General features: G+C 42.8%; 13 protein-coding genes. 7 read left to right on the top strand and 6 right to left on the bottom strand.

All coding sequences use genetic code 11. The features are described 5' to 3' along the window. Positions 1–26: 26 nt before the first annotated feature. From HNW13_RS15710 to plsB, 5 genes are all read right to left on the bottom strand, one after another. Complete coding sequence (locus tag HNW13_RS15710; protein WP_162022076.1) at positions 27–293, bottom strand: hypothetical protein; 267 nt, start codon at positions 291–293, stop codon at positions 27–29. Further along, on the bottom strand, positions 290–553 hold the full coding sequence (locus HNW13_RS15705; RefSeq protein ID WP_059745865.1) for a hypothetical protein: 264 nt from the start codon (positions 551–553) through the stop codon (positions 290–292). Before HNW13_RS15705 ends, HNW13_RS15710 begins: the two co-directional genes overlap by 4 nt. Before the next feature lie 231 nt (positions 554–784). Continuing rightward, positions 785–1,561 (bottom strand): VOC family protein, encoded by a 777-nt coding sequence (locus tag HNW13_RS15700; protein WP_192114011.1) that lies wholly within the window; start codon positions 1,559–1,561, stop codon positions 785–787. Positions 1,562–1,705: 144 nt separating this feature from the next. Further along, entirely contained in the window at positions 1,706–2,962 is a 1,257-nt protein-coding gene (gene mtr / locus HNW13_RS15695) for a tryptophan permease (RefSeq protein ID WP_011635752.1), read from the bottom strand. Next, complete coding sequence (plsB, locus tag HNW13_RS15690; protein WP_101085352.1) at positions 2,962–5,385, bottom strand: glycerol-3-phosphate 1-O-acyltransferase PlsB; 2,424 nt, start codon at positions 5,383–5,385, stop codon at positions 2,962–2,964. The genes mtr and plsB overlap by 1 nt, the downstream gene beginning before the upstream one ends. A 264-nt stretch (positions 5,386–5,649) precedes the next feature. On the opposite strand from plsB, the gene lexA reads away from it, so the two are divergent. From lexA to HNW13_RS15660, 6 genes are all read left to right on the top strand, one after another. Further along, entirely contained in the window at positions 5,650–6,264 is a 615-nt protein-coding gene (gene lexA, locus HNW13_RS15685) for a transcriptional repressor LexA (RefSeq protein ID WP_059745867.1), read from the top strand. Then, entirely contained in the window at positions 6,261–6,767 is a 507-nt protein-coding gene (locus HNW13_RS15680) for a SulA-like leucine-rich domain-containing protein (protein ID WP_059745868.1), read from the top strand. The genes lexA and HNW13_RS15680 overlap by 4 nt, the downstream gene beginning before the upstream one ends. Before the next feature lie 395 nt (positions 6,768–7,162). Beyond that, on the top strand, positions 7,163–8,749 hold the full coding sequence (gene coxB, locus HNW13_RS15675; protein ID WP_192114010.1) for a cytochrome c oxidase subunit II: 1,587 nt from the start codon (positions 7,163–7,165) through the stop codon (positions 8,747–8,749). Between the two features lie 9 nt (positions 8,750–8,758). Beyond that, on the top strand, positions 8,759–10,354 hold the full coding sequence (gene ctaD / locus HNW13_RS15670) for a cytochrome c oxidase subunit I (RefSeq protein ID WP_101084886.1): 1,596 nt from the start codon (positions 8,759–8,761) through the stop codon (positions 10,352–10,354). Between the two features lies 1 nt (position 10,355). Next, positions 10,356–10,919, top strand: coding sequence for a cytochrome c oxidase assembly protein (locus tag HNW13_RS15665; RefSeq protein ID WP_162022071.1), 564 nt, complete (start codon positions 10,356–10,358; stop codon positions 10,917–10,919). Next, positions 10,916–11,791, top strand: coding sequence for a cytochrome c oxidase subunit 3 (locus HNW13_RS15660; protein WP_162022070.1), 876 nt, complete (start codon positions 10,916–10,918; stop codon positions 11,789–11,791). The genes HNW13_RS15665 and HNW13_RS15660 overlap by 4 nt, the downstream gene beginning before the upstream one ends. Before the next feature lie 16 nt (positions 11,792–11,807). Here HNW13_RS15660 and HNW13_RS15655 read toward each other — a convergent pair whose 3' ends face one another. Then, positions 11,808–12,026, bottom strand: coding sequence for a DUF2909 domain-containing protein (locus HNW13_RS15655; RefSeq protein ID WP_041412724.1), 219 nt, complete (start codon positions 12,024–12,026; stop codon positions 11,808–11,810). Between HNW13_RS15655 and HNW13_RS15650 the strand changes: the two genes are divergently transcribed. Then, complete coding sequence (locus HNW13_RS15650; protein WP_192114009.1) at positions 11,974–12,801, top strand: SURF1 family protein; 828 nt, start codon at positions 11,974–11,976, stop codon at positions 12,799–12,801. The two genes, HNW13_RS15655 and HNW13_RS15650, sit on opposite strands and share 53 nt — an antisense overlap. Positions 12,802–12,856 lie beyond the last annotated feature (55 nt).

Below are 12,856 nucleotides of genomic sequence, written 5' to 3'. Positions count from 1 at the left end.
GGGATTTTTATATGCTAATCACAATGTTATTTACGCTTAAGTGATTCATTAAGTTGGTCGGCTTCATCTTGTTTCTTTTTACGGCAAGCCGCAATATCGTCAGGATGCCCATATTTGCATGGATCGCTGGCTAAAATTGCCCTAGGGACATTCAGTATCATGTAATCTGTGTCATTTTTATTGTCATCTGCATTGCCAATATTATTACCAATATTGATGATATCGGTACCACGGCATCCCGTAAGTATCACTAAGCTAGATAACAAGCTTAATTGGATTATCCGTTTTTTCATTGTTGTAATATTCCTTGTTTTTGACGCGCAAGCAGCATCATGCGGATAATCCCCCATAGCATAATAATCGCACCGATAATCAACATAATAATAATGATCAAAGGGTTGGCTAACATAGGCAAGAAATCTTGGTCAAACCCTACAAGGATACCGTAGAGCCCAAGACCAAATAATATCGTGCCAGGAAAATCGATCAGTGCCACTAACAACATACTGCGATGAATACTGGCTAATGTGATTTGGGTGTTTTCCTGTGTCATTCACTCATCCTTGTTTAAATACACTAACTCTTACCAACAACTAATAGTAACACTCTACTAACAGTAACATTTTTCCAACAACTCAATATGACATCACTTAATAATCAAGGTTCAATCGCCCTTCTATCTTAAATCGGCACTCTACATTAAATGATACTCTAGCTTTAATCGGCAACACACGAATATAAATAATCAACATTCATTATGTAAAAATATAATTTTCAAATTTATTTATTCCGCAGCAAATAACGCAATAATTGAAAAAACCCCACCTTGTGGATCATTGAGTACTGAAAAACGGCCTACGTTAGGAATATTGGTTGCTGGCACACAAACAGTAGCTCCCAAGGTTTGTGCTTTAGTCACTGATACATCACAGTCATCAACGGCAAAGTAACTCATCCAGTGGGCAAGAGTATCACCCCATTCTGCAGTCATTTCCATCATTCCGCCAATGGCTTGTTCATCCGCATACCATTCGGTGTATTCAAAATCAGCCACATCATTAAGCTGAGTTTGGTAACCTAATACTTGGCTATAAAACTGTTTCGCCGCAGCGGTATCACGACAAGCAAGCTCAACCCAACATAGGGTATTTGATTCTTGCGATCGCTTAATGCCAATATGGTCTTGGCCTTGCCATAATGCAAATCGACAGCCTTCTGGATCTGTGCATAGCGCCATACGGCCAGCATCTCCAACAGAATGTGGCCCAGCAATAATCTCACCTCCAGCTTGAGTCACAACCTTAGAGGTAGCATCAACATCATCGACCGCAAAATAAATTGTCCAATGAGTCGGTAAGGCTTCCATTTCTGCTGGCATTGGGTACATTGCCGCAATGTCATCACCGTCGATTTGCAGCATAGTATAATGCCCTTCTGGCATAGGCATATCATCGGCTCCCCAGCCAAATAGCGCCTGATAAAATGCTTTACCTGCCGCCCAATCATGAGTTGCTAATTCAATCCAGCAAGGCTGTCCTTGTTGATACTGTTGTACCTTCATTACCCTAATCCTTTATAAAAATAGTTGCCTTGATATAGCCAACATGAAACTTGTCTCATAAGTTAAGTCGATATCAGCAGAAAAGCAAAAAGCCTTCAAACGAAGGCTTTTAGGCTAAAAGTTGTTTCACCGGAATTTTTGCGTCTATTTAAACACCGGCAATATATCGGCCATGGCCAGCAAATGACATGTGGCAGTGATAACTCCAAACAACACCACAATAGCAATTAACGGGGTTCCACCAGGGACTTTAAATCCCTTTGAGTCAGGATATTGTTGTCTTACTTTATAGGCTAATAACGCTGGTACAATAACAGCCCAAATAGTGGCAGCTAGCGCAGCAAAACCAATCGCTAAAATAAATCCATTCGGAAATAACAAACCAAGGATTGTTGGTGGCACAAACGTGACCGCTGCCGTTTTAATTCGTCCTGATCGCGAGTCGTCAAACCCAAATAAATCAGCAAGGTAATCGAACAAGCCTAGTGTCACACCTAAAAATGATGAGGCTACGGCAAGGTTAGCAAATAGAGTTAGCATGTTATCAAGCCATTGGCTGGCAATAACCCCAGACAACGCACCCACTAACACACCTATATTGCCACCTTGAGCAATAATATCGGCAAACTGGCTTCGTTGAATATTACCCATCGTTGCCACTAACCAACATATATAAATTACCAATGCGATAGTGGTTCCAGTAATAATGGCTTTAACGATGGTTTTGGCATCTTTACCGTAATATTTGACTAAACTTGGCACATTGCCGTGATAACCAAAACTGGCTAAGCCAAATGGAATCGCGGCAAGTAAATAAGGCAGGTAACGCGATTCACCATCAGGCGACACTAGCTTTATGGTATCGATATCGATTAATAAGTTACCAATAGCCAAAAAGAAAGTAATCACCATACCGCCAAGCATGATTGTGGTGATACGGTCGACCGCTTTAGTACTAATAAATACCACCAGAGCCAAAACTACCGCAAACACTAATCCGGCTACGCTCTGCGGTAGGCTTACGCCCAATGCAGACAGACTGTGATTCACAATCGAACCACCACCGCTGATGTAAGCATAGGTTAAAATATATAACACAAACGCAATCGAAACGCCGTTAATCACCCGCCAGAACTGCCCCAGAGTCACCCGAGTTAAGGTGTCAAAACTGTCACCTGGTTCAAAATGCAAATTGGCTTCTAATAACAATAAACCCGACATTAGCATGCAAAACCAAACGCCGAGCAACATCGCGATAGAATAGCCAAACCACATTCCAGCACCAACAACGGGTAACGAAAACATGCCCGCACCCACAGTGGTTCCGGCAATAATCATCGCCCCACCCAATACAGATTTACCGCTGGTACGATGCTTGGCAGCATTCATATGATTAGCCATTATTGTCCGTGCTCCGCTTCCACACTATCAACAATGGTTTGTCTTACTAAAGAGCTGAGTAATTTATTAGCGTTATCACGAATTCTGATCACTTCAGCACGATGTTCGTCGCTGCATAAATAACCCAATTCTTTCAGTTTCACACTCAGGGTATTATATAATTTTTTGTCATAAAATTCTGGTGCGGTAATGCCATGCAGCGCGCCTAATCGTTGGGCTAACAAATGACTATCGCGTTCCAGTTCTGAGCGCTCAAGATCAGGTTTTATTGCCAGTAAATTGAAGATAATCGCATAACGTTGCAACGTTTCACTGATAGTTTCAGCAAGCAGTAACACTTGGGTAATATGACGAGGCGTTATCTCAAACTGATCGCTACCGGTCAGTAAACCTTGTTCAACCATGAAATCTAAAATGCTATCCACATGTTGAGGCACATCATCAATGCTCATAAATAGCTCAGCTTTAAGTAATGGATAAAAGTCCATTACAATGCCATGAATTCGCTGGCGATCGCACACGTCATAATGCACTAAACAACTGGCAATTAATGACGGCAACGCCATCAAATGAATAATATTATTACGGTAATAACTCATGGTGATGGCAATTTTTTCATCAACTGAAATAATTTCACCAATAAGGTCTTTGGTACTCACAAACTTATTTAACGACAGACAGTGATCAATAATTGACTTGCCATTACCTTCGGCCACAGAGGTATAATCGGTATAAGGCACTGTTTTAAGTAAGGCTAAATACAAATCAAGCTGACGTTCTAACTGGCTTCTTTCTAACGCATTTTGCTCTGACGCTAATAACACTAAACTAGTCAATGTTACTGAACTGGCTGCGGCCGCTCCATTAATATTAGTCATTACGCGGTTAGCTAACAAATTAACTGAGGGCGTAAACCAAGATGGTTTTTGGTCAGGATCTTTAGCTAGCTCATCACGCCACTCTGGCGCCTGCTGATTTAAGAACTGTTGTAAATTAATCGGCTCACCAAAATTCACATAACCTTGGCCAAAATTGCCTAACTTACGAATAGCACCAAATACCTGCCATACAGATTCTTTTTTCTTTTTCTTACCGCTTAATTCTTTGTGGTACGTCGCCACTTCCATCACATGGTCATAACCTAAATACACGGGTACTAAGGTTACTGGGCGCTCTATCCCACGTAGCACACTGTTAATTGTCATAGCCAACATACCGGTTTTAGGCGCTAGCAAACGTCCTGTACGCGAACGACCTCCTTCAGTGAAATACTCGACCGCATAACCCTTAGCAAATAACTGATCTAAATATTCACGAAATACTGCGGTATAAAGTTTATTACCATTAAAACTACGACGGATAAAGAATGCCCCACCACGGCGGAACATCGGCCCTGCTGGCCAAAAATTAAGGTTAATACCGGCAGCAATGTGCGGCGGAACCATGCCCTGATAATACAAAATATACGACAGTAGCAAGTAATCCATATGGCTACGATGGCAAGGAACGTAAACAATTTCATGGCCATCATGATGTAACTGTCTTACTTGCTCGGCACCTTTGATATTGATGCCACTGTATAATTTGTTCCATAACCAAGTCAGGAAACGTTCGGCAATACGCACCAAACTATCAGAATAGTCTGCGGCAATTTCATCAAGGTATTCAATGGCGGTTTCACGTGCTTTCTCGACTGTTACTTTCTTATTTGCAGACTCTTCTTCAATGGCTTTTTTGATAGATTCTGATTTTAATAAAGAGGCAAACAACGCTTGTCGATTCGGTAATTGTGGCCCCGTCATCACTTTGCGTTGACGGCGGAAATGCACACGGGCGACTCGGGTTAATTTGTGAGCAATTCTTTTATCAGTACCATGTTCATCGGCCATATGACGAAGCGATAATGCATTAGAAAACTGGACGAAATTATGGCGTCCTAAAAATAAAATCATTAACCATTTACGTAACCACGTAGGGTTTTCACGTTCAAATACAGCAGCTTTCATGCTGTCTTCTTCTTTACCTGGGGTACGTCCCCAATAAAGGCAAACAGGAACCAACTGTATATCTAATTCAGGGCTCTCACTATGAAGTGACAATAAACTGGTAAAATAATTAAGGAATTTGTCACCACTTTCACGTTTACCAAATAGTGGCTTGCGGCCCTCTAAACAGACCACACGAGGCACGGTTAAGCCATCAAGCTGTAATGGCTCATAAGGACTGGGCAGACCAAAGCCCTCGGTGATTTCGCTCAACGCGGCAATATCGCTAATAGATTCCGTTTTCATTAAATAAACCAAAGGTTTAGTTGGATCTATATTGAGGTCATCAAAAGGATCGTGAGGGACCACAATGGTCTGTACCATCCACTTTTGAATCCATCTTAATGCTCGTAAAAATATTGAATCTGGTTTTGACATGGTTATTTTCGCAACATAAGCCACTGTAATATTGTCGTATAGGATACCAGAAACCACCCTGCTTACACTATCAGACCGATCTATCTTTACGTTTAAGCTCTCACTATCAGAAATAACATAAGACAGAACATTAGTAATAGTTAATTAAAACATATTGTTGAGTGATACTTAATCAACAAAATACAAAAAATAGTTGGTTAATACTTGCGCGAACACAAACACTGTATATAATGACAGTCACTGTATAAAAAGACAGGAATCATCATGAGACCGTTAACGCCGCGCCAAGCAGAAATTTTAGACTTAATTAAAAACAATATCGCCGAAACAGGTATGCCACCCACTCGTGCTGAAATTGCGAATCGTCTTGGCTTTAAAAGTGCTAATGCCGCCGAAGAGCATTTAAAAGCATTAGCCAAAAAAGGCTTTATCGAGATCATGCCTGGTACCTCAAGAGGCATTCGTTTACCTCATGAAGAACAGGTTGAAACCGGTCTGCCACTCATTGGACAGGTTGCTGCTGGTGAACCAATTTTGGCCCAAGAGCATGTAGAGCAATACTATCAAGTCGATCCAAACATGTTTAAGCCCGCCGCAGATTTTTTATTGCGAGTGCGTGGTGACAGCATGAAAAACATTGGCATTTTAGAAGGTGACTTACTCGCTGTACATAAAATGCAGCAAGCACGTAATGGCCAGGTTGTTGTGGCACGTGTTGATGATGACGTCACCGTAAAACGATTTGAACAAAAAGGTAATGTGATTTATCTGCATGCCGAAAATGAAGATTACAATCCGATAAAAGTAGATTTAAGTTGCCAAAGCCTAACCATCGAAGGGCTTGCCGTTGGCGTTATCCGTAATGGAGATTGGTTATGAACAAACTAATGGGCATCGCGCCACGCCACCCGGGCTTATGGGTAGATTTAACTGAAACAGAACTGCATGGCACCCAAACCATTCAAACATTACAAACTGTCACCCAAGGTGAAGCTGAACTGAGCCAATTGTGCAGCCAGTTAGCAATATTGAGCCAGCAAGGCAGATGGATTGTATTAATTAGCCCGCCCCATATTGGCTATAAACATATGCTGGCAAGTGCTGGTGTAAGAATGGATCGCATTTTACTGGTGCACACCAAAGATGAAGTCGAAACATTATGGGCCATGGAGAAAGCGCTCACTAGCGGTACATCGAGCGCAGTAGTAACTTGGACAAGCTCACTTGATGCTCGCGATAGTCGCCGTTTAGAAATTGTCGCCAAAAGTGCACGTGCATTAGGGGTGGTAATTGAAGATGTGAATGCTCACTTACCTCACAAACATCAACTTGTTAGCCCTACTTTAACAAATGGAACAAGTAATTTTTGCTCATTTCACTAAGCACGAACCCTTCATTACCAAGCCCTGTATTGAATTCAGGGTTTTTTTTCATCTTTTTTCAGCCTATTAGCCAACAAAGTGATCTTGATCAATGTTTAATCTACAAGTAATGTGGTTAACAAGGATGAAACATTTTTTATCTTTAATTGGACGTGAATGGCAGTAATCAAGATTACTTTCAGACAAATGAGCCAAATCAAAATTGATAAGTTCAGTAGTAGGTACAAGCGTGGTGCACAGCTAACAATAAAACCGTAAACCGTATGTTTACAGCCACCAAAGTACTTTGAGGTCATCAAACTTTTTTCGGGAACCGAAGAGTTTGCATAGAGCAGAGAATTACTGTGTGACTCTTCTTTGTAGTTGCTATTTGCAATTAGCAGAGGAGTAGTCTTGTGAAGCAATGGTTGTATTGTTTACTGGTGGTGTTTGTAGCACTTCCGCTTGGGGCATCAGAAATGCCCCTCAACATGACTCAAGGCGTGACAGATATCAGTGGCAAGGTTTATGACCTCCACATGACGATTCTTTACATCTGTTGTGCAATTGGGTTAGTGGTGTTTGGGATCATGATTTACTCAATGATTTATCACCGCAAATCAAAAGGCGCTGTCGCGGCCAATTTTCACGAAAGTACCAAAGTGGAAATTGCTTGGACCGTCATCCCTTTCATCATCTTAATCGGCATGGCTATTCCAGCCACCAAAACCTTGATTGCTATGGAAGATCCCAGTGATGCTGATCTCACCATAAAAATTACCGGGTCGCAGTGGAAGTGGCATTACAGCTATTTTGATAAAGACATCGAATTTTACAGCACATTATCCACTCCCAGAGCACAAATTGATGGCAGTGAGGCCAAAGGCGAACATTACCTCCTTGAAGTCGATAAGCCATTAGTACTGCCTATTAACCAAAAAGTGCGCTTCTTGATGACATCAGATGATGTTATCCATTCATGGTGGGTGCCCGCGTTTGCCGTTAAAAAAGATGCCAATCCAGGCTTTATCAACGAAGCCTGGACTCGTATTGATAAGCCTGGAACGTATCGCGGCCAATGTGCCGAGTTATGCGGTAAAGACCATGGTTTCATGCCGATTGTGGTGCAAGCATTATCGGAGGCCGATTTTGATAATTGGTTAGTGGAGCAAAAAAAACTAGCAAGCAATGCAGCTGCAGCCGCTGCGGCATCAATGTCTAAAACCTTGTCTCTTGAGGAGCTAACCTCACAAGGTGAACAAATCTATATTGCTAGGTGCGCCGCTTGTCACCAACCCAATGGTGCGGGTCTTCCTGGTGTATTCCCATCATTAATTGGCAGCCCTATCATAAAAGGCCCTGTTAAAGATCACCTGAATATCGTCTTAAACGGTAAACCAGGTACTGCAATGCAAGCCTTTGCAAAGCAACTTAGCGCCCAAGAAATTGCCGCAGTAATTACCTTTGAGCGTAATGCGTGGGGCAATAATAGCGGTGACGTAGTTCAAGCTGCTGATATAGGCAACTTTTTAGGCAGTAACGAGGCAAGCACCGAACCAAGTAAAGCAGTAACCGATGCAGCAAGTACTATTGCAGCCACGACAACTGACATTACCGATGCGGTTACCGACAAAGCCAATCAAGCTGTCGAAGCAGAAGCAGAAGCTGTTGTACCAGAGGATCTGCCCACGTTAACCTTGGAGCAATTAATTGCTGAAGGTGAGCAGGTTTATGCTACGACATGTGCTGCATGTCACCAAGCCACTGGCGCTGGTTTACCAGGCGCTTTCCCTTCACTTATTGGCAGCCCTGTTGTTACTGGACCGGTTAGCGGACATATCGATATCGTTATGCACGGAAAACCAGGTACCGCAATGCAGGCATTTAGTAGTCAACTTAGCCCGCAAAAGATGGCGGCTGTGATTACTTATGAGCGCAATGCGTGGGGCAATAATTCTGGCGAAGCGGTGCAACCTGCCGATGTCGCTAGCCATGGACAGTAGGGGAAAACAATGAGCACAACAACGCACGATACACTGGCTACCGCTCATGATGATCATCATCACGGCGCTCCGAAGGGGCTAATGCGCTGGCTACTCACCACTAACCATAAAGATATCGGCTCGCTGTATTTATGGTTTAGTTTCATTATGTTTCTTACTGGCGGTGCGATGGCAATGGTGATTCGAGCTGAATTATTTCAGCCTGGATTACAGCTAGTAGAACCTAACTTTTTTAATCAGATGACCACAGTTCATGGCCTCATCATGGTGTTTGGGGCGGTGATGCCCGCTTTTACCGGGTTAGCAAACTGGTTAATTCCAATGATGATTGGTGCCCCAGATATGGCACTACCGCGAATGAACAACTGGAGTTTTTGGATTTTACCCTTCGCCTTTACCATTTTATTAGGTTCACTCTTTATGGAAGGCGGCGGCCCTAACTTTGGCTGGACATTCTATGCTCCGCTCTCAACCACCTATAGTCCTGACAGTACCGCCCTATTTGTTTTTTCCATTCACATAATGGGAATAAGTTCGATAATGGGTGCAATTAACGTCATTGTAACCATTGTAAACTTGCGAGCTCCTGGCATGACCTGGATGAAGTTACCTTTGTTTGTGTGGACTTGGCTCATTACCGCATTTTTACTGATTGCGGTAATGCCGGTGCTCGCAGGTGCGGTCACCATGGTATTAACCGATAAGTTTTTTGGTACTAGCTTTTTTGATGCTGCAGGTGGTGGCGATCCGGTGATGTTCCAGCATATTTTCTGGTTCTTTGGCCATCCCGAAGTTTACATCATGATTTTACCGTCCTTCGGTATTATCTCCGCGATAGTACCAACCTTTAGCCGTAAAAAGCTGTTTGGTTACTCCTCGATGGTTTACGCCACTGCCAGTATTGCCATTCTGTCATTTTTGGTATGGGCACATCACATGTTTACTACTGGTATGCCTGTTTTTGCCGAATTGTTTTTCATGTATTGCACCATGTTGATTGCCATTCCAACCGGGGTGAAAGTGTTTAATTGGGTCGCCACTATGTGGCGCGGTTCAATGACATTTGAAACTCCAATGCTGTTTGCAGTGGCATTTATCATCCTGTTTACTATTGGTGGCTTTTCGGGCTTGATGCTGGCAATTACCCCTGCTGATTTCCAATACCACGACACTTACTTTGTCGTGGCTCACTTCCATTATGTACTGGTGACTGGGGCGATATTCTCCATTATGGCGGCGGCTTACTATTGGCTGCCTAAATGGACCGGCCATATGTATAACGAAACTTTAGGTAAGTGGCACTTTTGGTGTTCGGTAATATCCGTCAACGTGTTGTTTTTCCCAATGCACTTTCTAGGCTTAGCGGGTATGCCGCGCCGGGTCCCCGACTACGCGGTACAGTTTGCCGATGTGAATCAAATTGTGTCGATTGGTGGCTTTGCATTTGGTTTATCTCAGCTAATTTTCCTTGTTGTAGTTCTCAAATGTATCAAGGGTGGCAAACCCGCTGGAGATAATCCTTGGGAAGCAGCCGAAGGCTTGGAATGGTCGATTGCCAGCCCTGCGCCATATCACTCGTTTACCACTCCACCGGAGATTAAATGAGATGACACAGCCAACAAAATCAAATCGTAAGCTATTAATCATCCTGATTGCCGGGTCAATTGGTATGTTTGGGTTTGGTTTTGCGCTGGTACCGCTTTATGACGTGCTCTGCGATACATTGGGGATTAATGGCAAACCCCAAAATAGCGCCAGTAGTTATGAAGCGGTGGTGGTTGATAAAAACCGGACCGTAACCATTGAATTTGTGACTCAAGTTCAATCAGGTATGCCATGGGAATTTAGCCCTAAAGTTAACCAAATAAGCGTACATCCTGGGGAGCTCACTCATGCACAATTTTTGGTTAAAAACCTATCGACACGTGACACTGTAGGCCAAGCAATCCCTTCGGTATCGCCAGGGCAAGGGGCTGCATACTTCAATAAAACGGAATGTTTTTGCTTTAATCAACAACCTTTGGCTGCAGCAGCAACAGCAGAACTACCACTGATTTTTTACGTGGACCCTGATTTACCAGCGTCCATTAACACATTGACTCTCTCTTATACCCTTTATGACATCACCGATAGACAGGCGATCGTCATAGAGCAAGGAGCAGCAAAATGACAACAAAGTATCAAACTTATTATGTGCCAACCCAAAGTGCTTGGCCAATAATCGGTGCTATCGGTTTATTTTTAATTGCGTTTGGCGCAGGTAATTATGTACAACAATTAACCACTGAAAAAACCTCTGGCGGTTACATTTTAATAACCGGCTTGGCCGTGATTATCTTTATGATTTTTGGCTGGTTTAAGACCGTTATTGATGAATCCATGGCTGGACTGTATTCACCGCAAATGGATCGTTCATTTAGGCAGGGAATGAGTTGGTTTATTTTTTCAGAGATTATGTTTTTTGGGGCATTTTTCGGCGCGCTATTTTATGCCCGCATGATTTCAGTACCTTGGCTGGGTGGCGCATCTAACAATGCCATGACCCATGAAGTGTTGTGGCCTGCATTTGAAGCTATGTGGCCATTGGTTAAAACACCTGATGGCACCGCAACAGAAGCCATGCCATGGACGGGTTTGCCGTTAATTAACACTATTATACTGCTAACCTCGTCGGTTACCTTGCACTTTGCTCATACCAATCTCGAAAAAGCCAATCGTAAACCTTTGATAATCTGGTTAGCGTTGACGGTAATTCTGGGTATTGCGTTTCTCAGTTTACAGGTTGAAGAATATAGCCATGCATACCAAGAAATGGGGCTTACGCTCTCTTCTGGTGTCTACGGCAACACCTTCTTTTTGTTAACCGGTTTTCACGGCATGCACGTAACGATTGGCACCCTGTTCTTGATTATTTTATTACTCAGAATTGTAAAGGGCCACTTTAGCCCCGACAAGCATTTCGCTTTTCAAGCTGGGAGTTGGTATTGGCACTTCGTTGATGTGGTGTGGTTATGTTTATTCATTTTCGTATACGTACTATAAAACCACGTATTAACGACTAATAAGGTCTGGGGTTAGGTTGAATGTAACCAAGCCCCAAAGCCACCAGCAATACCATTATAACGACAACAGAAAACAATACGCGCCGGCCGAGAAAACGACTCATTGATTGTTGATGCTCGCCCTTAACCATAATAAATAAGGCCCTACCTAAGTTAAATAATATGAATACAAGCAACGAGACTAAAACTAACTTAACGATGAAAGGTGTTGTCACAGGCAATCCTTTTAAAAGTGTGGGGGTGTCTCGGGTATTATTCGTAATCATTACTTTGGTCGTGTTTAGCTTGTTGGTCAAGTTAGGATTATGGCAGTTATCACGAGCAACCTTTAAACAAGAGTGGCAAAGCACACTTATCCAGCGCCAACAGCAACAAGCACTCACTTATGAGGAAATGTTGACAATAGTTGAAACGTCAGAAGCCTCAACAAGCTCTCAACCGGAGACGAGATTACTCACGGGTTATCGTCTGAAGATCTCAGCTAAACCCGTCAATAACATGATGCTGTTATTAGACAATCAAGTGTTTCAGGGTCAAGTAGGATATTTAGCTTATCAAATTTTTGAAATAACCCCTGAACAACCTTGGATAATGGTCGAGTTAGGCTTTGTACCTGCAAACAAGGACCGCCGAATTTTACCTGAACTAACCCCGTTAAAAACAAATTACTACACACTGGTTGGCCGAGTTTATCAAAAACAACCCAACCCATTAAGTGACCGACTCGATGCAGAGCAATTAGCCGATACTCATGCTCCAGTACGTTTTCAAAATATCAATATACCCGCACTCACTGACATGCTTGGCCATACGCTGACGCCTGTGGTGCTGCAACCCGACAATGTTCCAAATTATCACCTGCCTCAACCTTGGATACCCATTCCATTGTCGGCACAAAAACATCAAGGGTATGCCTTGCAATGGTTCACCATGGCAGCAGTATTTTTAGGACTAATGAGTTGGATAGCATTTCGACAATTTCGACGCTAAGCACCGTCGTTCATAATTAACTTAACAATAATATCAAATGATAAAGAGGAGATGG

The organism is Shewanella sp. BF02_Schw (assembly GCF_014596695.2).
Classification (GTDB): Bacteria; Pseudomonadota; Gammaproteobacteria; order Enterobacterales; family Shewanellaceae; genus Shewanella.
The sequence above is the reverse complement of the archived record's forward strand: the minus strand, read 5'-3'. Positions and strand labels throughout refer to the sequence as shown.

Coding starts and splice junctions, on each gene's coding strand:
- HNW13_RS15710 (WP_162022076.1), bottom strand. CDS start 293: ATGAAAAAACGGATAATCCAATTAAGCTTGTTATCTAGCTTAGTGATA.
- HNW13_RS15705 (WP_059745865.1), bottom strand. CDS start 553: ATGACACAGGAAAACACCCAAATCACATTAGCCAGTATTCATCGCAGT.
- HNW13_RS15700 (WP_192114011.1), bottom strand. CDS start 1,561: ATGAAGGTACAACAGTATCAACAAGGACAGCCTTGCTGGATTGAATTA.
- mtr (WP_011635752.1), bottom strand. CDS start 2,962: ATGGCTAATCATATGAATGCTGCCAAGCATCGTACCAGCGGTAAATCT.
- plsB (WP_101085352.1), bottom strand. CDS start 5,385: ATGTCAAAACCAGATTCAATATTTTTACGAGCATTAAGATGGATTCAA.
- lexA (WP_059745867.1), top strand. CDS start 5,650: ATGAGACCGTTAACGCCGCGCCAAGCAGAAATTTTAGACTTAATTAAA.
- HNW13_RS15680 (WP_059745868.1), top strand. CDS start 6,261: ATGAACAAACTAATGGGCATCGCGCCACGCCACCCGGGCTTATGGGTA.
- ctaD (WP_101084886.1), top strand. CDS start 8,759: ATGAGCACAACAACGCACGATACACTGGCTACCGCTCATGATGATCAT.
- HNW13_RS15665 (WP_162022071.1), top strand. CDS start 10,356: ATGACACAGCCAACAAAATCAAATCGTAAGCTATTAATCATCCTGATT.
- HNW13_RS15660 (WP_162022070.1), top strand. CDS start 10,916: ATGACAACAAAGTATCAAACTTATTATGTGCCAACCCAAAGTGCTTGG.
- HNW13_RS15650 (WP_192114009.1), top strand. CDS start 11,974: ATGAATACAAGCAACGAGACTAAAACTAACTTAACGATGAAAGGTGTT.